Annotated in this window: 20 protein-coding genes; 13 read left to right on the forward strand and 7 right to left on the reverse strand. The window is 51.7% G+C overall.

Annotated features, from left to right (window positions below; all coding sequences use genetic code 11):
• Positions 1–570: 570 nt before the first annotated feature.
• Together AC3RLQ_RS28600 and AC3RLQ_RS28605 are read left to right on the forward strand one after the other, a co-directional pair.
• The gene (locus AC3RLQ_RS28600) at positions 571–1,143 is read left to right on the forward strand and encodes a hypothetical protein (RefSeq protein ID WP_493032041.1); all 573 of its coding nucleotides are present in this window, start codon (positions 571–573) and stop codon (positions 1,141–1,143) included.
• Between the two features lie 453 nt (positions 1,144–1,596).
• Complete coding sequence (locus AC3RLQ_RS28605; protein WP_493032043.1) at positions 1,597–1,962, forward strand: hypothetical protein; 366 nt, start codon at positions 1,597–1,599, stop codon at positions 1,960–1,962.
• 429 nt (positions 1,963–2,391) lie between these two features.
• On the opposite strand, the gene AC3RLQ_RS28610 is transcribed toward AC3RLQ_RS28605, so the two are convergent.
• Together AC3RLQ_RS28610 and AC3RLQ_RS28615 are read right to left on the reverse strand one after the other, a co-directional pair.
• Positions 2,392–6,723: an NACHT domain-containing protein gene (locus AC3RLQ_RS28610; RefSeq protein ID WP_493032045.1), complete on the reverse strand. Its 4,332-nt coding sequence runs from the start codon at positions 6,721–6,723 to the stop codon at positions 2,392–2,394.
• Between the two features lie 627 nt (positions 6,724–7,350).
• Entirely contained in the window at positions 7,351–8,796 is a 1,446-nt protein-coding gene (locus AC3RLQ_RS28615; protein WP_493032047.1) for a Gfo/Idh/MocA family protein, read from the reverse strand.
• A 395-nt stretch (positions 8,797–9,191) separates the two neighbouring features.
• Between AC3RLQ_RS28615 and AC3RLQ_RS28620 the strand changes: the two genes are divergently transcribed.
• Both AC3RLQ_RS28620 and AC3RLQ_RS28625 read left to right on the forward strand, forming a co-directional pair.
• The gene (locus tag AC3RLQ_RS28620; protein WP_493032049.1) at positions 9,192–10,370 is read left to right on the forward strand and encodes a tyrosine-type recombinase/integrase; all 1,179 of its coding nucleotides are present in this window, start codon (positions 9,192–9,194) and stop codon (positions 10,368–10,370) included.
• A 3-nt stretch (positions 10,371–10,373) separates the two neighbouring features.
• Complete coding sequence (locus AC3RLQ_RS28625) at positions 10,374–10,553, forward strand: tyrosine-type recombinase/integrase (RefSeq protein ID WP_493038777.1); 180 nt, start codon at positions 10,374–10,376, stop codon at positions 10,551–10,553.
• A gap of 95 nt (positions 10,554–10,648) precedes the next feature.
• Here AC3RLQ_RS28625 and AC3RLQ_RS28630 read toward each other — a convergent pair whose 3' ends face one another.
• The gene (locus AC3RLQ_RS28630; protein WP_493032051.1) at positions 10,649–12,118 is read right to left on the reverse strand and encodes a hypothetical protein; all 1,470 of its coding nucleotides are present in this window, start codon (positions 12,116–12,118) and stop codon (positions 10,649–10,651) included.
• A gap of 149 nt (positions 12,119–12,267) precedes the next feature.
• Here AC3RLQ_RS28630 and AC3RLQ_RS28635 point away from each other — a divergent pair, with 149 nt between their 5' ends.
• The 9 genes from AC3RLQ_RS28635 (at position 12,268) to AC3RLQ_RS28675 (ending at position 18,936) form a co-directional block, all read left to right on the forward strand.
• Positions 12,268–12,495 carry a hypothetical protein gene (locus AC3RLQ_RS28635; RefSeq protein ID WP_493032053.1) on the forward strand — a complete coding sequence of 76 codons (228 nt, stop codon included), beginning with the start codon at positions 12,268–12,270 and terminating at the stop codon, positions 12,493–12,495.
• Positions 12,488–13,411 (forward strand): hypothetical protein, encoded by a 924-nt coding sequence (locus tag AC3RLQ_RS28640; protein WP_493032055.1) that lies wholly within the window; start codon positions 12,488–12,490, stop codon positions 13,409–13,411. Before AC3RLQ_RS28635 ends, AC3RLQ_RS28640 begins: the two co-directional genes overlap by 8 nt.
• Positions 13,412–13,532: 121 nt before the next feature.
• Positions 13,533–14,357 (forward strand): hypothetical protein, encoded by an 825-nt coding sequence (locus tag AC3RLQ_RS28645; protein WP_493032057.1) that lies wholly within the window; start codon positions 13,533–13,535, stop codon positions 14,355–14,357.
• Between the two features lie 253 nt (positions 14,358–14,610).
• Positions 14,611–15,129 carry a hypothetical protein gene (locus AC3RLQ_RS28650; protein WP_493032059.1) on the forward strand — a complete coding sequence of 173 codons (519 nt, stop codon included), beginning with the start codon at positions 14,611–14,613 and terminating at the stop codon, positions 15,127–15,129.
• 716 nt (positions 15,130–15,845) lie between these two features.
• Positions 15,846–16,271: a helix-turn-helix domain-containing protein gene (locus AC3RLQ_RS28655; RefSeq protein WP_493032061.1), complete on the forward strand. Its 426-nt coding sequence runs from the start codon at positions 15,846–15,848 to the stop codon at positions 16,269–16,271.
• Positions 16,272–16,384: 113 nt separating this feature from the next.
• Complete coding sequence (locus tag AC3RLQ_RS28660) at positions 16,385–16,810, forward strand: CHC2 zinc finger domain-containing protein (RefSeq protein WP_493032063.1); 426 nt, start codon at positions 16,385–16,387, stop codon at positions 16,808–16,810.
• Positions 16,800–18,083: an AAA family ATPase gene (locus tag AC3RLQ_RS28665; RefSeq protein ID WP_493032065.1), complete on the forward strand. Its 1,284-nt coding sequence runs from the start codon at positions 16,800–16,802 to the stop codon at positions 18,081–18,083. The genes AC3RLQ_RS28660 and AC3RLQ_RS28665 overlap by 11 nt, the downstream gene beginning before the upstream one ends.
• Before the next feature lie 95 nt (positions 18,084–18,178).
• Positions 18,179–18,688, forward strand: a complete 510-nt coding sequence (locus tag AC3RLQ_RS28670) for a hypothetical protein (RefSeq protein ID WP_493032067.1) — start codon at positions 18,179–18,181, stop codon at positions 18,686–18,688.
• The gene (locus AC3RLQ_RS28675) at positions 18,685–18,936 is read left to right on the forward strand and encodes a hypothetical protein (RefSeq protein WP_493032069.1); all 252 of its coding nucleotides are present in this window, start codon (positions 18,685–18,687) and stop codon (positions 18,934–18,936) included. Before AC3RLQ_RS28670 ends, AC3RLQ_RS28675 begins: the two co-directional genes overlap by 4 nt.
• A 334-nt stretch (positions 18,937–19,270) precedes the next feature.
• On the opposite strand, the gene AC3RLQ_RS28680 is transcribed toward AC3RLQ_RS28675, so the two are convergent.
• The 4 genes from AC3RLQ_RS28680 to AC3RLQ_RS28695 form a co-directional block, all read right to left on the reverse strand.
• Entirely contained in the window at positions 19,271–19,756 is a 486-nt protein-coding gene (locus tag AC3RLQ_RS28680; protein ID WP_493032071.1) for a DUF2726 domain-containing protein, read from the reverse strand.
• A gap of 383 nt (positions 19,757–20,139) precedes the next feature.
• Positions 20,140–20,394, reverse strand: a complete 255-nt coding sequence (locus AC3RLQ_RS28685) for a hypothetical protein (RefSeq protein ID WP_493032072.1) — start codon at positions 20,392–20,394, stop codon at positions 20,140–20,142.
• 65 nt (positions 20,395–20,459) lie between these two features.
• Positions 20,460–20,957, reverse strand: coding sequence for a tetratricopeptide repeat protein (locus AC3RLQ_RS28690; RefSeq protein WP_493032074.1), 498 nt, complete (start codon positions 20,955–20,957; stop codon positions 20,460–20,462).
• A 26-nt stretch (positions 20,958–20,983) separates the two neighbouring features.
• Positions 20,984–21,256 carry a hypothetical protein gene (locus tag AC3RLQ_RS28695; protein WP_493032076.1) on the reverse strand — a complete coding sequence of 91 codons (273 nt, stop codon included), beginning with the start codon at positions 21,254–21,256 and terminating at the stop codon, positions 20,984–20,986.
• Positions 21,257–21,259: the final 3 nt, after the last annotated feature.

Below are 21,259 nucleotides of genomic sequence, written 5' to 3' on the forward strand. Positions count from 1 at the left end.
GCCCTGAGTTCCTGAGAGGGGGCGCGGGGCTTTTTGTTGGTGTGGTGGGGCGGGGTGGTTTGGTGGGGTTATTTTTTGCAACGTGAATGAGGAGCAAGGGAATGGACAGGGAGGCGGAGAGGAACCGGAGTTGAACCACGGAATACACTGAATACACGGAAGTCGGATCCGAGGTGGAGGTGGGGTTTGGGGGAGGGTCTGTTTGCGCTGTGGGAGGGGTGGATGTGGTCCGTGGGTTCTGGGTGCTTGCGATGCGCTGGCCGACAGACAGGAGTGTCTGTCGTACTAAGATTCGTCTGCGCTTGGTGGTGCAGAGCGGCATGGGGGAGGACTCTGCGAATGGGGGCAGGACTTGGTCCGTGGGTCGTGGGTGCTTGCGATGCGCTGGCCGACAGACAGGAGTGTCTGTCGTACTTCAAGCCATCTGCTCAGGCATGGTGTTGGATGGGATTGAGGTTCTTTGAAGAAAGGGGTTGAATTTGAAAAATGGGGCCCAAGGGTTGTGGTATGATGTGGTGGTCGGGTGATGAATACCAGTTGCTACCATGTGTAATTTTTACTTTTCAGATCATGGCTATTTCTTCTTCCAAAAAGGCCCGCGGAGGCGGGGTGAGGGCGGGTCGGCGGGTGAAGATGGCGAGTTTGCGGCGGTGGGTGAGGGGGGCGCGGGTCAAAGGGCTGACGGATACGGAGCTGGTGTTTGAGCTGCATGTGCGCCGAGGGCTGGCGCTGCGGAAGGTGGCGAAGGTGCTGAGGGTGGGACTGGGGAAGGTGCGGGAGCACTGGTGGGAAATCCGGATGGCGCGGGCGGCGCTGGCTCCGAAACGGGAACGGGTTTTGCCGCCGCTGGCTCCGAGGTCGGAGGAGGATTTGGTGGCGCTGCGGGAGTGCGTGAGTGTGGCGCTGTGGGAGACGGTGGTGGGGACGTTTGGGGTTCCTGAGGTGAAGGCTGCGAGCGAGAGTGAGGGGGCTGCGCTGGTGCCGGCGCCCATGCTGTCGGTGCGGTTGAGGGCGCTGAGGCAGATGGCGAGGCTGTATGATGTGGACTGCCAGGGGCGGGTGGCTGCGGCTGAGGTGGGGGCGGTGGCGTGTGCGACGCCGGAGGAGATTGCGGCGATGGTGAGGGAGCGGAGGGGGAGTTGACGGTTGTTGACGGTGGTTGACCGTTGTTGACGGTGGTTTGTCCTTAGTTCCCGAGAGGGGACTCGGGGGGGGAATTTGGCCGTGTTATTTTTTGCAAGGGAATGAGGAGCAAGGGAATGGCCGGAGGCCGGGAGGGACCCGAGTTGAACCACGGAATACACTGAATACACGGAAGTCGGATCAGAGGTGGAGGTGGGGTTTTGAAGGGTTGCTGGGCGAGAGGGGGCGTTTGTTTTTTGGCAAGGGAATGGATTGGCCGAGGAATGGACTGAGTGTGGGACGCGGAGAGGGGCTGTTATTCAGGGGGCGCACGCGGATGTGGTTGCTGGATCTGGTGCGATGAAGAAGGCGGGTTTCACCCCATTTCATGGGCGGGGGATCTCGCGCAGGGTGTTGCTCGCCCAGTGAATGAATTCTCAAACAGTGGGCTACAACCCAACCCTAACGTCTCTTATGAAAACCCAAATCTACAGCCTGGCCTTCGCGCTTATCGCTTCATCCGCTGTTCTCGCGCAGGATACGACCACCACCAAGACGACGACTGTCCAGGCGGACGGCTCGACGCAGACAACGGTGAAGACAACCACCAGCACCGGGACTCTGACGGAGTATGTGCCCGGATCGACCTTCATCCTTAAAGAGGAGACCGGCCCGGTGACTTACCGCTACGGCAAGGAAGTGGTCTATGTGACCAAGAGCGGCAAGGTGATCACCCAGGACATGCTGAACGCACGCGTTCGTGTGGGCAGTCCGGTGAGCGTGCAGTACATCACTGATGGTGACAATCGCGTGATCAGCCGCGTGGTGATTGATGATTGATTGATTGATGGCTCTGACGGATCGGAGCAATCTATTCTAATTCACACCGGCACTTCTTAGGAGGTGCCGGTGTTTGGGTGTTGAAGAGGCGTTGTGAATCGCAAGGGAATGGTGAACAAGGGAATGGCCGGAGGCAGAGGGGCGGAGTTTTGAACACGGATTGCACTGATGTTGAGCATGATCCTGTTGTTGGAGAGAGGCAGGGACGTTCGAGTTTGCCGCAGAGGTGCGGAGAGGCAGAGGGGGCAGAGAAAGAATTGAGTCGGAATGAGTCAGAGGGCAGCTTGGCAGCGGATGTGGGGTTTTGGTTTTGGCAGAGGAATGGACTGAGCTTGGGCCTGGGAATGGCGGGTGTTTTGTGAGGTATTTGGCTGGCACCACCTCTTTGCATTTTCGTTGTCAGAGCTGCATGCTCTCAAGAGTCCAAGATTATTCACGCTCGCGAAAATCGATTCCGTAGACTTTTAGCTTCTTTCGTGCTCTTGAGTCCGCTTCAAGCTGAGACGCACGATTTTTCAGCTGAGTAATAACCTCTTCAAAGCTGACCTTTTGTCTTGTCTCAGGATCTTCCCACTGGGTGCGCTTGCCACGACCAGAAAAACCCACCACAAAAATTCCGTGTGTGGAATGCTGATCACGCATGTATTGGCCCAGCAATTGGTTTTCGAGGTCGGCCAATAAGCTATTTATCGACCGGCTTGCCATGTCAGCCAACTTGGCTTCGATCTGGACATGACCAGGTACACCAGCCCGATGAATCTGGATGTCAGGTCGTTCAGCACCATCAATTTGAGGTTCTCTGGGCGCTGTGTAGCGTCCATTGTTCCGCTCCCGGAGTTTGCGCACAAGAAAGGACTGTAATCCTTCTTCGTTCCGACTCGCATTCATTTCATCCCTGATGCTCTCCTCTGCATCTTCGACATCGTGTTTTATTCCATCCATTCGCCTCATCGTTATATGGAATAGGTCATCGAGATTGGCTGGAAGGCATTCTCGGTCTTTGGCGAAAGACTGAAATTCTACTGTGGACCAGGCATGAATGTCTATCATGCGCTCTGCCCGCTCATCCATCAGGCCTAGAATATAGTCACGCATGTCTGCAAGTTCAGGTGCCGCCGCTAACTTGCCGAGAGCTTCATCTGCTTCTGGCTCCGGGCGCATGGCCAAAGGGGTAAGGAGGTTTCCGCGAAAATGCTGAGCTTCATCGCGTGCCACCGGTGAGTAACCTCCGCTGCGATGGAGATCATCTGATGGTCTCACATAGTTGTAAATCAACCGGATGAATCTTTCTGCATTGGCTGGATGACGGTAAGACTCCTCGGATAAGACGGGCGTGGGGTGCATACGACTCTGAAACACTGCACACAGGATAACTACAGGATTTGTCATGCGTTCTGCTTGTGCCGGAGGAGGCAGCACGGCCTCCAGAAATTTGATGGCCGACTGTGCGTCTGCCTGAAGCCAGAGCAGAAGCCAGAGCTTATACTGCCCATCTTCGGGCTGATATAAGGTTACACGCGAAGAGGCTAAGTCAGACCACTCTTCCATTGAAAGCTTGCCATAACGCGTCAGGATTAGCAATGCGTGTTCGAGCACGCGATGATTGCCTGGATCATTAGTTTTTAACATGGCGATCATATCCGGCACAACCAAATGAGAATATGTGCACTTTTCTGCGCTAAGACGCGAAATGAATTCTGGGTAATACTCTTTTCCTGTTTGCATCTGCCATTCTCGAGTCAACAGCTCGACGAGCACATCACGAACTGCGATCGGTTGATGCTCAGCCAGTTCCGCAAACCAGCCTGGGAAACTACTGGTTTCCTGTGTTGCATAGCAGGCCGCCTTGCGTGCATCGCTATCGCTTAGACTGTCAAATCGCAGCCTGCCCGAGTCGTGGAGTATTTGAATTCCCGCCATTCCCAACTCTCCTCCATAGGTTTTCTGGTTTGGATCGGGACTGTATGATTCCCAAACCTTAATACATCCAGATTGGACGGCTGTGACTATCCTGTTTCCCAATAAGTGAGAAATTTTGCCGAACCGATGTTGTAGCTTAACCCAATCCTTTGGCATTATGTTAAAATTCGATCTGATATCTAGGCAGCTGCACAGCAAATTTATGGCCTTTCCATCCCGCATGTCTTTGATATAAAAGTGCAGTTGGCATTGCCAAATAAATTCGTTTTTGAACAAGCTGAAACTATACGATCGGTGCTTCCACCACCACTTATTAAAGAAACCTCGATTCTTTTGGCGAGACCAAAACCGGTGCCAAGAAAAGAAGAACAAGCCTCGCAAATTTTGCTGCAGAAGTGCTAATAATTCTGGAGCGTCTTTGACCGCCAGTTTCAATTGCTTCAACTTCCCATGATCCTTGCCGAGCGACAGCCATGCATTGTAAGATAGATGGAATAAGGTTTCTCGATCTCGATCATTCTTATTTTCGTTCAAACCAGCAAGCAACCAGCGCCAATCTTCCTGAACCAGCGTAAAACCTAAATCTTCAAATGCGAAACGACCGCGCCAGAATGAATCAGATTCGGGACGCTGTTTTCGGGATTCAGCTTCGATATTCAGCCAGAATGCGTGTTTTCTTGTTGCAGGATGACGGCAGGTAAGCTCTTGCAGATCGAACTTCTTTCCTGTCACATCATCGTCAGCGTCAAAGAAAAGGTCCGTACGAAAGCGTCTTTGTTTAAAGAGGAATATGGCCTGTGCTATAGAGAAGCATTCCGCAGTTCCTAGTATGGGTTCCTCCAGAATTGATTTGAGAAGGGTGGACAAGGAATCTCCGATCCAGGCGAAACGAGAAGATACTGTGGTTTCCGGGAGATGCGGTTCTTCCGCCAGCAAACGCATGCACAGATCAAGGGCTTCTGATCGTTGCTTTTTATGCTGTAATTTGCCAAACGCTTGCCTGATCATCCAAGGCAGAGTGGAATTCGAAATCGATTCAGACGATGCCACTTTTTTGAGGAGCTTTTCCATCTGAGCTGCGGAGATGACCTCTGGAAAAAGGATTTCCAACACACTGCCTGCAAAAGAAGGACTCAACGTTTCGAGTTCATCCACGATCATTGCGAGCTTTTGTTTTTGCTCTCTATCAGCACATTCTTGAATGACCCAAAGAGCATAGCCGGGAAGGTCACCACGGTTAGTGTTAGCGTTCACGAGGCCTAGCGCTGCCTCTACGCATCCGGCAACCCGGCCATATGTCGCCATTTTCAACAGCGTGATCTTGACTCCCGGAAGCACTGTGGAGGAATTTAGATGCTTGCTGAGTGCTGCTGCCATGGAGCCATCAGTCAGACGGCTCAGTGAGCCTGCCTCATATTTTGTGCGCACTGCGTCCTGCTGCACATGGCGAGACACGAAGGCATCGACAATGGCTTCTTTGTAATCAATTGGCAGGCTGGAGGGATCACCATAACGGAAAAACACATGCGGTGCCACATGAAGCAGCAGGCTGCGCAATTCGAGTGCCCAAGGCTCCTCTGACAGGCCGGCCAGCCATGCCACAACAGGTGCACGAGATTCGCGAACAGCAAGCCGGCCTCGGTGTTCTGCAAAAAACAGGTGCTTGAGTTCGGCAGACGATGTCTCACTTATGAGCCTGCGCACCCAGCAGGCTGCCAAAAATTCAGTGGTGCGACGGTGCTGAAAGCGAACCCGTCCGAAACTTGGCGCACTGAAGATGGGACGGTCCGCCAGAACTCTGATTTCGAAATCTGTCCAGTCACCGGGGAGACATCGTTTCATTTCCAACGCCAAAGCGTCAGATGGATTGCGGACTGAAGGAGGGAAGAAATCAAGTTTGCGGCAAAACAACGAGGCCGCAGCCAAGGACTCGGCTCCCAGTCTTGCCTTCTCCTTACCTAGCGGCTGCTTTTTAGAATTGTCTTCTTTGTCTTCCTCCAACTGGCGCTCCACCAGCTCATCCAGCATTGTGGCCAGCTTGTCGAGTCCGCCATGCCTCTCCCAGAAACCGAGCAGAAAATCCACATCGTATGGACGTCCGGCATAGTCCCAGCAGTGGTGCCGCTTCAGAGCGTCAATAAATCCGCCCACATCTGCGGCTTCTTTGTGCTTGGCGTACAGAGCGATTCTGGATTCATCCAAAGGATGGAGGAGCCATACTTGAAGCCGTTTGTTTTGTTTGGTGGTGGCTGTTTTTTCCTCTTCGTCTTCTTCAGAATCGGAAGACTTGTTCTCTGATAGACGCAGGTATGTTCTGACGCGTTCGCTGTCAGTAGCATGATCCCACTGATGAACCCTGCATGAAATCAACACGGTGGAGCGATCCAGCCCCTGTGAGCCTAAGGAATCTCGAAAGTGGCGCAAAGCCGCTTCAAAGTCCGCTGTGGAGTTGAGCTTGGCCTCATCCACGGCATCGAGGAAGAATACTGCTTTGTCAGCTCCCTGCAGCCAGGATCGGAATGGATGTGAATCGTCTGAATCAAGTAGTGAGTTTAGTTGGTTGCCGATCAAGTGTTGCAATTGAACAAAAAAGGCGACCTGTCCCGCGAGTGAAAGTTTTTGAGCCTGTGCGCGAAATTCCCAAGTCCGACCGCTGCCCGGTTCTCCAAGGACGACAGCAACACCTTTTGTTGCGATTAGCTTATCCCAGCCAATAAGAGAGCTGCGGTGAAACCACGCACGCGTGTCGTAGCTCATGGCGGCCAATTCTTCGGCATTCTCATTGCCTTCTCGCAATGAAAATTGTCGGTTCAGATCGATGTAGTCTGAGGTGGTTGACATGAAGGATTGGCAAGCTGCGCTTTGATCAAACAAAAGCAATCACAGTAAGCTTGTTATCGATAGTCCATATTAGCGTGTTCGCTGTTTGCACAGAGCGTCTGTGCTTGTTGGCGGGGCTCTTTGCAGACGCTGCTGGTGGACGCTGGGTGTGATGAAGTGCCGGGTTTGCTTTCCGGATGGGCGGTGCTGGACCCAGGGCGTTGCCCTGGGCTGCGATAGGTCGCGCCGTTGGCGCTGTGGCTGTGGTGGTGTTCGGTAGTTGAAGCTGCGCGGCATGGGCCATGCTGGGTACGGCAAGCTGAGCTGCGAAGGACGGAAAGGACTCTTCTTCGCTGAAGCTCGGAAGGGGGGCGGCGGGCACAAAAAACGGCAGCGGGGTGAGCGCTGCCGTTTGGGTTTGATGGGTGGTGTGGGATTCCGGACCGGCTTCCTTCTTCGCTGAAGTTACGAAGAACAGGAAAGCAGGGACTGCAATACGAAGAACTGCGTCGGGAGCTGAGGGCAGCTTGGAAACATTGTGCGTGAAGCGAAGCTGCTGAGCCGAGGACGAGTTCGAGTAGGAGGACGAGTAGGAGACGGAGTCAGAACCGGCTGAGGTGAAGCGAGCTCCGAACTACGTACTCAGATTTAGGCTTTCCAGCCGTCGCGGTAGGAGGGGCGGGTGATGAATTTGTTGGGGGCTTCGACGTTGGTGACTTTCATGGCGGATTTATCCCACTGGACGGTCTGCTGTGCGCGGATGGCAAGATTGCCGAGGAGGACGAATTCGGTGAGGGGGGCGGAGTAGTCGAAGTTTGAGGAGGGGAGGCCGCCATTGACGATGTGGTGGGCCCATTCGCCCTGGGGATTGTCTGGCATGACGGAGCGGGTTTCGGTCTGCTTGATCTTGCCGGACTTCATGTCTTCGCGGACGGCTTTGTATTTTTCGAGGGGGTAGACGAGGGGGCTCTTGCAGTAGGCATCGCCTTCGAAGATGACGCCATCTGTGCCAATGAACATCATGCCGGAGGTGGCTTTCTTGAAGGTGTCTTCGGGGATGTCTGGGTGGCGCTCGGGCTTATTGGGGACGCCGTCTTTTTCGCCGTCGTGCCAGGAGACGGTGAGGGCGGGGTGCTTGCCGGCGGGCATGTGGTAGACGAGCTTTGACCACATGGGGGCATTGAGGTCGGTGATGGGGCCGGATTCGGCTTCGATCTTTTCGGGGATGAGCTGGCCGAGGATGGAGAAGCTAGAGTCCATGATGTGGCAGCCCATGTCGCCGAGGGCGCCGGAGCCGAACTGCCACCAGCCGCGCCAGTTGAAGGGGGCTGGGCCGGGGGAGCGCTGCTTCTTTTTGGCGAGTTCGGGGTCGAGGTCGAACTCGAAGTAGGGCTCGGAGGGTTCGCAGGAGAGCCAGAGGTCCCAGTCGAGATTGGCGGGGCACTCGACGAGCTTCTTTTTGATGGGGCCCTGGGGCCAGATGGGGCGATTGGTCCAGAGGCGGATTTCTTTGAGGGTGCCGATGACACCCTGCTCGATCCATTCTTTGGCCATGCGCTGGCCGTCCATGGTGCGGCCTTGATTGCCCATCTGGGTGACGATTTTGGCGTCTTTGGCGGCGCGGTGGAGATCGCGGACTTCGGAGATGTAGTTGCAGAGGGGTTTCTGGACGCAGACGTGCTTGCCGTGCTTGATGGCGTGCATGGCGGCGAGGTAGTGGGTGTGATCTGGGGTGGAGACGATGACGCCGTCGATCTGGTTGCTCATTTCATCGAACATCTTGCGGAAGTCCTGGTAGAGCTTGGGTGCCGCTGGTGCGGGCTGGGAGGAGTCGAGGTGGTGCTTTTCGCGCTTTTTGGCGGCTTCATCGAGGCGCTTGGTGTCGACATCGACCATGGCGATGATGTTGTGATTGAGGGTGACCATGCCGGTGTCTGCGAGACCTTTGCCGTTGGCGCCGATCTGGACGAGGTTGAGGCGCTTGGCGGCGGTGTCCTGGCCGCGGAGGAGGAGATTGGGGCCGGTGAAGGCGCTGGCGGCGAGGCCGGCGGTGGTGGTGAGGAAGTGGCGGCGGGAGAGGGGGTGGGTGCTCATGGGCTGGTGTGTTTAATAAGGGAGGCGGGAAACGTGGGGGAGGAGGGGATGTTGCAGGGAGTGGGGGCGGGGAGGATTTATGATTTGTGATTTGGGGCTCCGGAGGCGGAGCGGCATTGGAATGCGGTGGTCCGGGGAGGAAGATGTGGGAGGGAAGAGGAGGTTGGAGTTGGTTGCAACTTGCATTCGGGAGTTGAATCCTGACGGGAACCGGTGGAAACGTGGGGAGCGCTTGTCGTCTCCGTAGTTCAATGGATAGAACGAGGGTTTCCATCTTTGATGTTTGAGGATGTTTGAAAACATTGGTTATCAACTGATTAGACTTCACGGAACATCCTAAAATCTCCTCGACAGGTGCAACTTTAGGTGCAACTATTTTTGGAATTGAGCAAGCCATGGCATCCATTAGAAGAGTCCCAAAGTCACCTTTTTGGATCGCCAAGTTTCGGGAGGGTGACACTGTATCATATCGCTCGACGAAGCAGAAAAACAGATCAGACGCGCTACGCATGGCGCTGGAGTGGGAGCGACTGGCTAAGGACGCCCACAAAGGCGAAATCACGCAGGCAGCAGTCATCAAATTCGTGAATGAGTTGCTTGATAAGGTTGGCCAGGATTCCATCGGAAAGGTCTCAACGCATGTGTTCGCTACAGGTTGGCTGACAAGGGGAGTCAAAGCTGAATCGACACGCAAGAGATACGAGTCAGTGATCCAAAATTTCCTCAAGTTCATTGGAACGAAACGTGCCAAGGCGACGATTGCGAGTGTGACGTCTGACGAAATTGAGCGGTTTCGGGATCAGGAATTGGCACAAGGGAAGGTCGCAAGCACTGCTGATTTTGGAGTCAAAGTTCTGCGTGCGATGTTTGAAAGTGCTAGGAAGAAGAACCAGCGACTAGATAATCCGGCGGATGGCGTTGAGTCCATTCACGTCAATCAACAAGAGCGACAGGCTTTTTCCGATGAACAATTGGCCGTCTTGTGTGCCAATGCTAATAGCGAGTGGAGAGGGATGATTTTGTTGGGTGCCTTTGGCGGCCTACGTCTGAATGATGCAGCAAACATCCGGTGGGATCAATTGGACCTCACCCAAGGATCCCTGACATTTAAGCCAGCTAAAACCGCTCTAAGAACGGGTAAGTCCATCACAGTAGCCCTTCACACAGAGGTGATGGAATATCTTAGATCACTTCCGAAACCCAAAAAGGACACCGATACCGTATTCCCATCATTGTCGGGAAAGAAATCAGGCAGTGCTGGGGGGCTCAGCAATCAGTTTGCAGCAATTCTGGTCAAGACTGGCCTTCGCACAAATACGGTAAGGGATCCGTCAGAAAAGAAAGCGACGTTGGGCCGAAAATTCAACGCGCTCGGGTTCCACAGCACGAGACATTATTTTATCTCCAAGCTGACTAACGCTGATGTTCCTACAGTTGTCAGCAAAGCTCTCGCAGGCCATTCTGCGGATGATGCCCACTCTCGTTATATTCATCTTGAGGTCGATACGCAGAAACGAGCACTGGAGAAAATCAAAGGGCTTGGGGTGAATCAGCAGAAAACGACTGAAAAGTGAGTGGTGTCATTCCACGGTTTGCGCCATACAGCCGTCACCATGCTGAAAGAAGCCGGCATCCCTGCAGCGGTCGTCATGGAAATGATCGGCCATGACTCCAAACAGATGAGTGAGCATTACACTCATGTCGGCACTGATGCACTCAAGAAGGCTGCCGAGTCGTTGCCGGACGTGACGAAATGAGGAGGTTGCCAAATATCGGTGATTCATCATTGTTTGCGCATGCCTGACCACGTCAGCAGATTCGAATGAGGTTTTGAGCCAGGAAGACACCCGTTCTAATGGATAGCGAGTGACGGTAAACCTGCTTCTTTGCAGGCTTTTTCAAGAAACTCCTCAGCTCTTCGTTTGCGCTGGTGCTCGGTGTTTGTGAGCTTGTTTTTGTCAGGAAGGTAATAATCGAGATCAAGCACTTCTAACAGATCCCAAGCAGTCGTCTTCTTTGACCCTGGACGTCGCCTTTTGTCTGGTGGCAGACCTAAAAGATCATGATGCCACGTTTGAAAGCGTGAATCCCATGCCATCTTTTCTTGTTTGCTGAAAGCGGCTGGATTTTTGTCCGGCTTAATATTGTGAAATTCATGTGATGCCTTGTTGTCACCGAAGATCTGTCCCTGCCTCCAATGTTTGCCTCTTGGATAGCGCGGAGGCCAAAAGTAGTAGAGAACAGCACGCTGGGAAACATCGAGGTGGAACCATGAGCACTGGAAGAAGTCCCATGTTCGTGTCTTTGACAACCGGGCTCTCAGTTCATATAAAAATGCGCTCTCACTCCAATTGTCATTAAACTCCTCCTGCATCAAAAGAGGCCATTCAGAGATGGACCTCCACCACCATAGGGCACTCTCAATCTCCGACTCAGACTTCAGAGAACTTTTGTTTGGCATCGTGTTGGCTACGGAAGCATTGGCTCGGTAAAGAAAATCTCTCCAATCCCCACCGCGAGAGAAAACCGTAGCCTCACGCAATGTCTTATCCAAGATGCTTCTTCTTGTTGATGGATAATGAGGGCAATCATGGAAAAAACCTACAAGAGGTTTTTCTGTTCTGAGGAAATTGCGTGGGCTTAGCTGCCGGAATTCCTCCAGATCAACATCAATAGACCATGCTTGATTCAATTCGGCCAAACGATCGTTCTCGGCGATTGAGTCCTGCTCCCATTTTGGCCATCTAAAAGCGACTTCCCAATTTAAGAAAAGCCTCACGTTTTGGAAATACAAGGCGTTTGATTTTGCGGCAAAGCAGGTGGCACGTTTGATAATTTCGTCCTCTATGCCCACTGCTCGTTCGTCTTTGACCAGGCTGAGACATCTCGCGAGGGGCAAAACCGGAACGACGGCTAAACGCGCTAAAGACTCAAGCCAAGGGACAGGCACCCAAAACTTACAGAGCATTTCGACGTTGGCTTCCTCACTGATCTGAAGGCGCCATGATTGCCCAGAGAAGCCTTGACTCCATGCCAAGGAAAAAAACTTTCCGGTCTCAAACGGGAGGATAGTGAAATACAGAGAGCGAGAGACGAGCCTCTCATATCGACCTCCTGAGTGCATCGCTTCATGGTCTTGATCTAAACGAGTCGTGAATCCGATCACATGCGACGTTGTATCCTCGGGCGCGGTTATCAGCGGGCAAGTTGAAAGGCTTTCTCTAAAGGAATCAGATGAGCACCGCTTTGACAAAAAATCGTGCAGCAGCGAAAGCGGTGCCACTGGAAGGTTCCCGACTGGAAAGGAAGCATGAAGATTCATAGAGCCAGAAGGCATTTTGTGATGAGCGAAGATTAGGCAATGAGGAGTGCGTCAAGGAGAAATGGATGACAAACGCTGCATGCGGGAAATGATGCACCAGAAAACTAGGCCGTTGGCAAAATTTCTCAATGTTGGGGCACATGACCAACATGGAAAAGAACATCCAACCCGCCACATTCCGTCTGCCAAAAAGCGGAGAGCGTGATCCCTACTTCGGCCTCTCCAGAAGCTTTTATTACGCTGCTGAGGCCGAAGGGCAATTGAAATTGGTGCGCCTTAAAAAGCGAGGGAACCACCGTGGGGTAACCCTGGTCCCATATGCAGCCATTTTGGAACTGCTCAACACGGAAATGCACCATCCTGAGGGGCATGCTTGATCCGCGCCGACCTCTTCATGCTGGTCCTTTGACCGGCAGGAATAATTTCGCTCACCTTGGCATTCACGCCACGATGCGCAGAAAACAAACCATAACACAAATCAGAAAACAAATGACAAACACGAAAACAAAAGGTCAACCAGTGGTTGACGCTGAAATCATCGATACAGGTGGAACAGGATCGACATCTACCTTTAAACACGAAGTCAGCGTGAATCCATCTGCCGAAGGCGAAGCAGGTGGAGATGGTGCCCCTAGCCCCATCGAAGTCGCGAGCGAAGTTGCCGCAACAACTACACCGGTAAACGCCATAAATAAGTGGATGCCGATGACCCCCGAGGAAATGGACAATCTCACCGCATGTGAAAAGATCATCTGCGACGGTATCGACACATTCATTGAGGTGGGGACTAATCTCGCGATTGTCAGGGACACTGCGCTGTATCGTGGCACGTATCCATCGTTCGAAGCTTATATTGAAGGACGCTGGAAGTTCACAAAACAGCGTGCTTATCAGCTCATGTCTGCTGCCGAGTATCGCAACTCACTGGCTACACGTAATCCAAAGGCCTTGATGATTAAAAGCGAACGGGCGACGCGGGAATTGATGAAAGTGCCTGACAGTCTTGTGGTGAATGTGCTGGATGCCGTGGTGGCTGATGGCAATGTTACCGCTGATCGTATTATTGAGATCCGCAACCAGTTGGTCCCAAAAATGGAAAAAAAGACGGGCAAGGCAAAAGCAAAGAAGAAGCTGAAGCCGAAAATCGAGGCGGCAATCAAAGGGATCGGTGTTTGGGTTGCTTATCTGAGCGCCTGCGATGTCGCGTCCCTTCCTGAGGAGCAGCGGAAACAGCTCATCGACTTGAACAAGAAGGCGATCGAAAAATACAATAAGCTGAACATCGCCGCATAACGCACCCAGAACAGAACCGGGGCATGGAAGGTCTGTGCCCCGGCTTCAATAACGAACAACACGGGTCGCTCATGAATGCAATCAGCCTGAGTGAGCGGCCCCAATACCCCCTACAATCATCATGGAACAAGCATACGAAACAGATCCGGAACTCATCCGGTTGGAGTCACTAGCTAGAGTGCATAATTTTTGCGCTCGTGAGGTCAAAGCTGGCACCGGCCGAGAAGCGTTCATCCAAAAAATTGCGACAGGCTTAATGCTTAGAGCCCAGCTCTCCGCTGATGAGGCAAGAGCGATATGGGACGAATACGATGGCAGCACCGTCGAATTGAACCTTGAATACAATATGTTCCACATCGAGGAGGACGTGAAGAAACGGGAGGAGCAAATTGAGTTCTTGAGAAAATTTGGGGTCTTGTTGGCTCTATCGCCGGTCGATCCGCAAAATGTAGATGCCTCCCGTTACCTCCAATTGCTTGTGCCGCCTGGACATCGGGTCCTGGTGAACACACCTATCATCGGGCGAAAGTTGGTCTGGGAAAATAATGGGGATGACCAGGTGAAGGTCAACGAGGACCGCTATTGGCCGTTTTGCGTGACTTATGACCTGGACCACGACAATGCCTCTTTGCTGCGTGTTGCCGATGCCGTTACGGCTTGGAATGTCGCCACCACAATCATCTCCGCAGAGCACGCCGATGGCCTCGCGGAGGGGATTGCGGGGCGCTTGCTTCCGGTCCGCGACATTGTGGCCGTAGGTGTCAATACAATGAGCGTGACATTCAATATCGCTGCGGCCAACAGGGACGAGTGGCTGGAGAAATGTCGAGAATTGAAGACGATGCTCAAAATTTCTGGCGTTAAACACGAACCCTTCCGTTACAATTCCCTCGCCTACTTACCTCACGAATACGATGGTCAGAGAGTGGTATATCTTAGCCCATAAATATTCGCCATCAGAACGACGAGAGATCAAAGCTGTAGCCTCTTGGACCGAATATTTGGCCTCCTACGAGATCAAATTGCTGACGGAGGAAGAACTCTCAAGCCTCCGTGCTGCACACGAAGCAGCGTCAGAGAACTACGCCAACCTCAACATCGCAGCATAACGCACACGAAACAGAACCGGGGCATGGAAGGTCTGTGCCCCGCGTTCAACAAGAGCAAAGGCGGTTACGTCTAAAAAACTTTTCAAAATCATGGAAAACCCCATCACCAACTCACTGCTCGCGATTATCCTGCAAGCAGAACACGAGGTCCTCTTCAAGCTCACGCTTGAAAGTGACTCCCGACTCAAAGCGGATGCGCCCCCGATGTCATTTCAGGCTATCTGCAACTCGATTAAACACGAGGTGCCGATGCAGTTTGACGAGATCGAGCTGAGTCCCAACGTCGAACGCGAGGACAAGCTGGCAGAGTTCCTGTGCAACATAAGCCCTGCCCGTATCGAATGGATCGAAGAGGTCAAACTCACGCACTGGGATGAAACTGGCTGGAAAAGTAGAGCTGCATACTTGTTCATGAGATCGGAGAGCCTGGGCATCTCTGGCACAGCCTCCTTTGCGATTCTGGCGGCGTCTATGGCCCTCCAAGCGTTCAAGATGCCCAAAGACCTTAACAAGCAGCTCGGCGCGGCAAAACGCAACAACCAGCGACAACTCAAGGAGCTGATGGATGCAGAGAAGCGTCGGGAGGCCGAACTGAAGCACCAACAATAACCTAAATCCCGGCTGCCTTTGATCGCGTGGTTAGAGGCAGCCACACTCATTATGATCCCCACTGAGGTTCACTCATTCGACAACGACCATGGCGATTGCGTCCGCTCGGTGCCGCAGCAGGCCTCGCCGCCGCCAAAAATAAGCCCCCATCACGGCCGCCCGTGGATGCTCATTGCACAAATGGGTGGTTTATACAATCCCAGGCACCCTGTCTCTACGTAGCGCCAGAGGATAATAGGTTAGATCGGTCACCTCGCACTCAATCGGTGTGGGGTGGCTCTTTTTTGGCCTTGAGCATCGAGTTTCCAATCCTGCGGGTGGTTGGGGCGAAATGACTGCCTCAGGCGGTGAGGGGCATTTAAATCCAATTGGACAGGGGCATGCTGGTTAAGCCTGCTTTTGAATTTAATGCCGCTGATGTGGTTTTAAGGCTTCCAGTGGCTAGCCCCATTTCGACGCCAAAGAAACGAGAGTCTGAGGCTTTGCCGGTGTGAGGCCTGGATCACGTTGAATCTGGACAGCAACAGATACATCGCATTGGCGGCATTGACCAGCTTGGAAGGCTTGGCGCAGGCACGGAATTAAATGCCGGCTTATGATATTCCGAGTTATCAGCGAGTTATAACTGCGCGGCCGGAATAATAACTCCGACTTATAACTTCCATAACTTATAACTTGACTTTTGCTAACTGTGTGCTAAGATCACAGTAACTAAAATGAATAAGGTGGCGTTCGGAAAATTTTTATCAGACTTGCGTGTGGAGGCTAGACTCACCAATCAAGAACTCGCCGCGCTCGCAAAAGTCCCCCGCTCGCTTATCGGAGGACTTCAAGCAGGCAGTAGGAGGGTCGGGGAATATCAGGCACGTAAAATCGGTCTTGCGCTAAAACTCAATGGAACTGCACTCGATTCATTTATACTTGCCGCCATCAACACCTGCACAGAGAAAGTCTTGGACGAGGCAAAAGATTATCCTTCTTCCTTTATCAATATGATAGCCAGACAGCTCCGATTGGCTGGTATTCTTCCACAAAGCCTACGAACTTTTCAAATCAACGGTGACAGCAGCGAACACGTCTTGAAGATGTATCTCCAGGATGGCCGCACTGCACAATTATCATCATCTCTTATCCTTAATTAATACCCCTCTTTTTTTACCCCACATTGTCTATCCATCATGAACACAAATAAACCTACAATAACAGAAGAAGTCACCGCCCATGTGACAACTACCAAATGGGCAACGTTAGTATTATGCAAATCAAACCAAAGAATACGGTCAAAGAAGACAAGCAAGAAACAGTAAACGCTTTTTGTGAAAGCCCTGGAAACGAATCCAGGGTTTCCACAAGCAGTGATCAAACATACGCAATTGATGCCAAGGAGCTGAAGAGCAAAGTCTCATTCAGAAAGCTCCTTGCAAACGATGGTGCAATATTGGGCTCATTAAAGCCGGGTGTGTGGCGGTGCAATTGCCCGTTCTGTGAAGATAAATACGGCAAATTATATATATGGTCCAGTGACGCAGGAGCCAAGTGTGTCGAATGCGGTTGGAGGGGTGACATATATGACTACATCAAGAAGAAGCATGATGTCGGCTTTTACGACGCTGTGGTGACATTGAATATGCAGGCTAATAACATCTTACGTGATGAGGAGGGTGATGGTCATGATAATTAAGCCAAGCAAGAATGTGCGGGAGCCGGTAGAAATACCGGCTAATCCCACTTCTCCCAATAAAATGGGTGCTCCTACGTCATCATCAGTGGAGATTCAAAAAGCAGTCCCAAGTGCAAAGGAATGGCTGGAACGATCAATACTGCCACCGATAATAGATGCTTCGGATTTGTTGGACGAAGACATACCGAAGCCTCCAGAGCTCATCAAGGGCGTCTTATCTCAAGGATCGACAATGGTATATGGTGGAGGTTCAAAGACCAACAAGACATTTGCGCTGCTCGACCTGGCTATTAGCGTAGCAACAGGAGTGCCATGGTGGAGTATGGAAACAACGCAAGGCAAGGTCCTCTACTTGGACTTTGAATTAAAAAAGTATCATTTCCAGCAACGACTGAATGCAATCAGCAGCCAAAAGAATGTTTCGCGTGAAGCATTGAAGGGAAAGTTTAAAGTCTGGAACCTGAGGGGACGTGCCCAATCCATCGAAGAATTAGCTCCACACATCTTAGAACTTGTTCGGGGTGGTGACTATAAGATGATCATTATCGACCCCATTTATAAGGTTCTAGGTGATCGCGATGAAAATTCTGCTGGTGACATCAATTCCTTAATGAACGAACTGGAGGCCATCGCTGTTGAGTCAGGGGCGGCAATCGTAGTAGGTCATCACTTTTCAAAAGGTGGGCAGGCTGGTAAGGATTCCATGGACAGAATTTCTGGTTCGGGTGTCTTTGCTCGTTCGCCTGATGGAATTGTCATCATTACGAAACACCAGGAAGAGGATGTCTATTCAGTCGAAATGACGCTCCGCGATTTTAAGCGTGTGGATCCGTTTTGTGTGGAATGGGATTTTCCTCTCATGATACGCAATGAAAAGCTGGATCCAAGGAAGCTTAGAATTCCAGGTAAAAGAGTTGAGGAATTCACGACGGATCAGTTGTTAGAAGTTCTTGGTGAAGATGAATTAACTACCGGTGAATGGAAAGAGGCGTGTGCCGTGTTTAACGGAATGAAGGATAGAACGTTCTCAGTTAAAAGGAGACTCTTAGAAGATAGCGAAAAAATAATCAAGGGGCAGAATGGAAAGTGGAAAGTCGCACCTGAACCCAAGTCGATAGATGTTAAAGACATCACACCACCACAGACCAATCAAGTCAAGGAAGTGCAGCAGCAGCAAAAACCCACTGCTGCACTCATCAAACCGAAGCTTACAACACCAGCAAAAGTAGTGCAGCAGCAGCAAAACACCTCTGCTGCATTCATCGAGGTGTAGGATGTAGTGCAGCAGCAACGGTTTTCTTAACCGTTGCTGCAGCAGTGCATACACCCAAAAGACAGAAACCAATAATTTATGCCAACAAAAGACAAATGAACTGCAAATTAAGTTTCGGAGTGCACAAGGGGAAGACGTTCGAGTGGGTCTTCTTCAATGCTCCCTCATACGCCACGTGGCTTTATAAAAAAAGGATTTTAAGAACACGATCCGATTACGATGCCCTTGAGCGTTATTACTTTGACGAGCTTTATCTCAGGGCTTCAAAGCTGGATGGAACATGTGAGATCTGCAAATTCCGGCCGATAACCAGGAAGGCTTTTAATTTCTATAGGGGCAAGTGCATCAGCCATCGGTTTTGTGATACGTGTGAGATCCCAAGATTAAGCAACGGAGATTTCTCAAGTCTGTCGCTGCTTGATTTTGGCTCTTCGACAACTCGCCATCATTTCAAGGTGATTCATTCACTTGCGGAGAAATACACAGGTCCAAAAACTGTTTTCTGTCAGGAGGAGATGGAGGAATTCTTCCGCAAGGACTCCAACTTCAAAGATGCCACACCAAACTTCTTCAGCGATTGGGAAAAGGAGGTTGAGTCGTCATGATTCAACCTTCCCCCATTCATCACTTCCTCGACCGCATTCTTTTGAGACAGCACGAACTCAATGGAAACATCAAGCGTCCCCGTGTCGATCAACTGGCCCTGCTGCTTCTGTCACAACCGATTCAACAGACCAACGACACACTGATCATGGAATTCTTCGGGGTTTATTGGATCGTCACAACTCAGGGCCCATTGGGCTTCTTTTCAACGATGAATGAAGCTGTTCAGTTTGCCGTAGATCAAGAATGACGAGTGTGATGTGCTTAAAGACGGAATATAGAAACTTTTAAAAATGGTCTATCGGTCGTATGCAGTCGATCAAGGAACTGAATCAGGCCGCATCATTCAGCATTGAGGAGCTTCCAGTGCCCATCGTAGAATGGATGCTGGATGCTCTTTAAACAGTTGAACGTCGTTTCCGCCATAGTCACCCTCAGCAATCCCTGTGGGCCTCCTGGTGAGTTCTGTGGCGCAAATTAGGGGCATTCTCAACATTGCAGACGACAGTGATCAAATCCACCAGGCCTCCTCAAAACTTGTGGTTCCTCATGACCCCAGATGAAGTGGAATGGTGAGGGGACGCTTAAGCACTACCAGCCTTGTGGATTGCCTGTTGAATTTGTTCGAACAACTCCTGCGGCGCGTAGCCCTTCATCGCTCTCATGTGAAGGACAGGAAGACCAGCAGCCCTCAAAGCCCCATCTACTAATTGATCCCGTTCCTGACGATCCTTCTTTTGATGGCTTCGGTCATCCAGCTCGACCACCAGTCTCGGCTTCATGGTCGCTGTCTCACAAAGTAGGAAGTCTACATGCTTGCGATCAATTCGGTTGCGGGCTCCTTGGTTCTTTTGTGGTTGGCGGACAAAGAGGATGTCAGCTAGCCTTGGCTTGATGACGATCGTCACATCCTGCGTCATTGTGGAACGCAGAACGTGATAAAAAGAGAGTTCGGCATGCGAGAGAAAATCATCGCGCAGGCCATAAGGATTCTCCAGAAGACGGTTGGTGCTAGCTCTACCACGTCCCAAAAGGCCAAAAGTCAGCAGTGATAGGCATCCATTGCTCATGTCTACGGATCTCCGAAGCGTTTCCTAGCCCCAGATGGGGTGGTTGGATTGGACGTCACATAAAGTTCATCGAAGACATCGCAGGACATCCAGGTTTCATATTGCCGGGAGGTGCCTAGTTTACGAACGACGAGGAAGCCCATCATAATGTGAATGGCGCTGCTGGGAGGAGGCTTCATGGACTGACTGTCTGCCAACTTGTCGAAACGTTGGCGGTATTCTCGGTTCGTGATTGCCAGTGCCTTGACTGTCTTTCCATATTTCTGGGCCGTTTCTTGGTCACATGCCCTATAGGTCTCCATAGAGGCATGATCCCTGAAAGGGCGATCAAAGTCGTGGTCAAGCATAGGGGCTAACGGGCTCTTCTTGCCTCCTTTGGCTAGTTACTTCTTCGGAGCTGCCTTCCTGGTCTTGGCCCAACGTTTGCGTTGAGCAGCAGCGATCTTCTCACGAGCCTCTGGAGACATCACACGCTTCGTCTTCTTGGCTTTCGGTGTCTTGGGTTCCTTCACGCTTTTGGCTGACTTTGATGAACCGCCTAGGAGGGCCGCGAGTTCAGCTTCAAGGGCTTCGAGTTGCTCAGCGATTTTCAGTGCCTTCTTGAGATTTGCGACGGATGGGAAGAATGTAGTTGCCATGATGGAAATGGTAAGGGCAGGGGACTAAGCTGACAAGAGGAACAATCCTTAGTCCGGTGGAAAGGTCAAATCGACGTTGATGCGGCCGGAGCTGCTCCGTAAATCGCCTCAAATGCAGGATCATTTAAGCTCTGCATTCTGAGGTCTGGATCGATTCTGTGGGCTACGTGCAGGGCTAATCCACATGCCTCCAAGTCTCCCAAGGATGCATGACTCTTTGCTCGGAGAAGATGGAATCGAGCTGAACTGCGGCATTTGCTCTCCACGCTCATCAGCCATTTTAATGCCTCAGTGAATTCGCCGGCGTCATGCTTCAACTGACCCACCTCAAGGATCAGTCCCACGTTGTCAGGATCCCCAAAGCAGAGATTCTCAGCCAAATACGAAGCCTTCAGTGGCTGGCCCGATTTCACAAGAATGCGGATGTGGAGAATGATCACCTCTTTAGAGATCTTCGCTCGTGTGGGAAGATCCTCCAAAATCTTCAGTGCCTCCTCAAAAAGGCCTAGATCAATGTATCCATCGACTGCATCACACACCCTCCGGAATTCATCATGGGACATTTGCATCGTTCGCCTTGGGTCAGGGGTTATTCTTTAGCCTTCAACCACTGAACCAGTTTATACCCGCCCCATGCCCCACCCGCCGCCAACAGGACGGTTCCAGCTGCAATCACTGCAATTCCACCAATTGCGGTTCCTCCAATGGCAGCAAGCCCTGAAGTGATTCCTGCGCCAGATAAACCTACAGTCGTGCCTGCTACCGATACAGCTGCTACGCCCCCGCCGATTCCCGCAGCAGTTCCTGCCGTGGCTCCGACGGTTGCACCGACCACCCCTCCTGTATCGTTTTTTGTATCCATGTG

The organism is Prosthecobacter sp. GW821-HT29F12 (assembly GCF_058803405.1).

What these genes read in the sequence shown, in the direction of transcription:
- AC3RLQ_RS28600 (WP_493032041.1), top strand. Translation starts at nt 571, where the DNA reads ATGGCTATTTCTTCTTCCAAAAAGGCCCGCGGAGGCGGGGTGAGGGCG.
- AC3RLQ_RS28605 (WP_493032043.1), top strand. Translation starts at nt 1,597, where the DNA reads ATGAAAACCCAAATCTACAGCCTGGCCTTCGCGCTTATCGCTTCATCC.
- AC3RLQ_RS28610 (WP_493032045.1), bottom strand. Translation starts at nt 6,723, where the DNA reads ATGTCAACCACCTCAGACTACATCGATCTGAACCGACAATTTTCATTG.
- AC3RLQ_RS28615 (WP_493032047.1), bottom strand. Translation starts at nt 8,796, where the DNA reads ATGAGCACCCACCCCCTCTCCCGCCGCCACTTCCTCACCACCACCGCC.
- AC3RLQ_RS28620 (WP_493032049.1), top strand. Translation starts at nt 9,192, where the DNA reads ATGGCATCCATTAGAAGAGTCCCAAAGTCACCTTTTTGGATCGCCAAG.
- AC3RLQ_RS28630 (WP_493032051.1), bottom strand. Translation starts at nt 12,118, where the DNA reads ATGAATCTTCATGCTTCCTTTCCAGTCGGGAACCTTCCAGTGGCACCG.
- AC3RLQ_RS28635 (WP_493032053.1), top strand. Translation starts at nt 12,268, where the DNA reads ATGGAAAAGAACATCCAACCCGCCACATTCCGTCTGCCAAAAAGCGGA.
- AC3RLQ_RS28640 (WP_493032055.1), top strand. Translation starts at nt 12,488, where the DNA reads ATGCTTGATCCGCGCCGACCTCTTCATGCTGGTCCTTTGACCGGCAGG.
- AC3RLQ_RS28645 (WP_493032057.1), top strand. Translation starts at nt 13,533, where the DNA reads ATGGAACAAGCATACGAAACAGATCCGGAACTCATCCGGTTGGAGTCA.
- AC3RLQ_RS28650 (WP_493032059.1), top strand. Translation starts at nt 14,611, where the DNA reads ATGGAAAACCCCATCACCAACTCACTGCTCGCGATTATCCTGCAAGCA.
- AC3RLQ_RS28655 (WP_493032061.1), top strand. Translation starts at nt 15,846, where the DNA reads ATGAATAAGGTGGCGTTCGGAAAATTTTTATCAGACTTGCGTGTGGAG.
- AC3RLQ_RS28660 (WP_493032063.1), top strand. Translation starts at nt 16,385, where the DNA reads ATGCAAATCAAACCAAAGAATACGGTCAAAGAAGACAAGCAAGAAACA.
- AC3RLQ_RS28665 (WP_493032065.1), top strand. Translation starts at nt 16,800, where the DNA reads ATGATAATTAAGCCAAGCAAGAATGTGCGGGAGCCGGTAGAAATACCG.
- AC3RLQ_RS28670 (WP_493032067.1), top strand. Translation starts at nt 18,179, where the DNA reads ATGAACTGCAAATTAAGTTTCGGAGTGCACAAGGGGAAGACGTTCGAG.
- AC3RLQ_RS28675 (WP_493032069.1), top strand. Translation starts at nt 18,685, where the DNA reads ATGATTCAACCTTCCCCCATTCATCACTTCCTCGACCGCATTCTTTTG.
- AC3RLQ_RS28680 (WP_493032071.1), bottom strand. Translation starts at nt 19,756, where the DNA reads ATGAGCAATGGATGCCTATCACTGCTGACTTTTGGCCTTTTGGGACGT.
- AC3RLQ_RS28685 (WP_493032072.1), bottom strand. Translation starts at nt 20,394, where the DNA reads ATGGCAACTACATTCTTCCCATCCGTCGCAAATCTCAAGAAGGCACTG.
- AC3RLQ_RS28690 (WP_493032074.1), bottom strand. Translation starts at nt 20,957, where the DNA reads ATGTCCCATGATGAATTCCGGAGGGTGTGTGATGCAGTCGATGGATAC.
- AC3RLQ_RS28695 (WP_493032076.1), bottom strand. Translation starts at nt 21,256, where the DNA reads ATGGATACAAAAAACGATACAGGAGGGGTGGTCGGTGCAACCGTCGGA.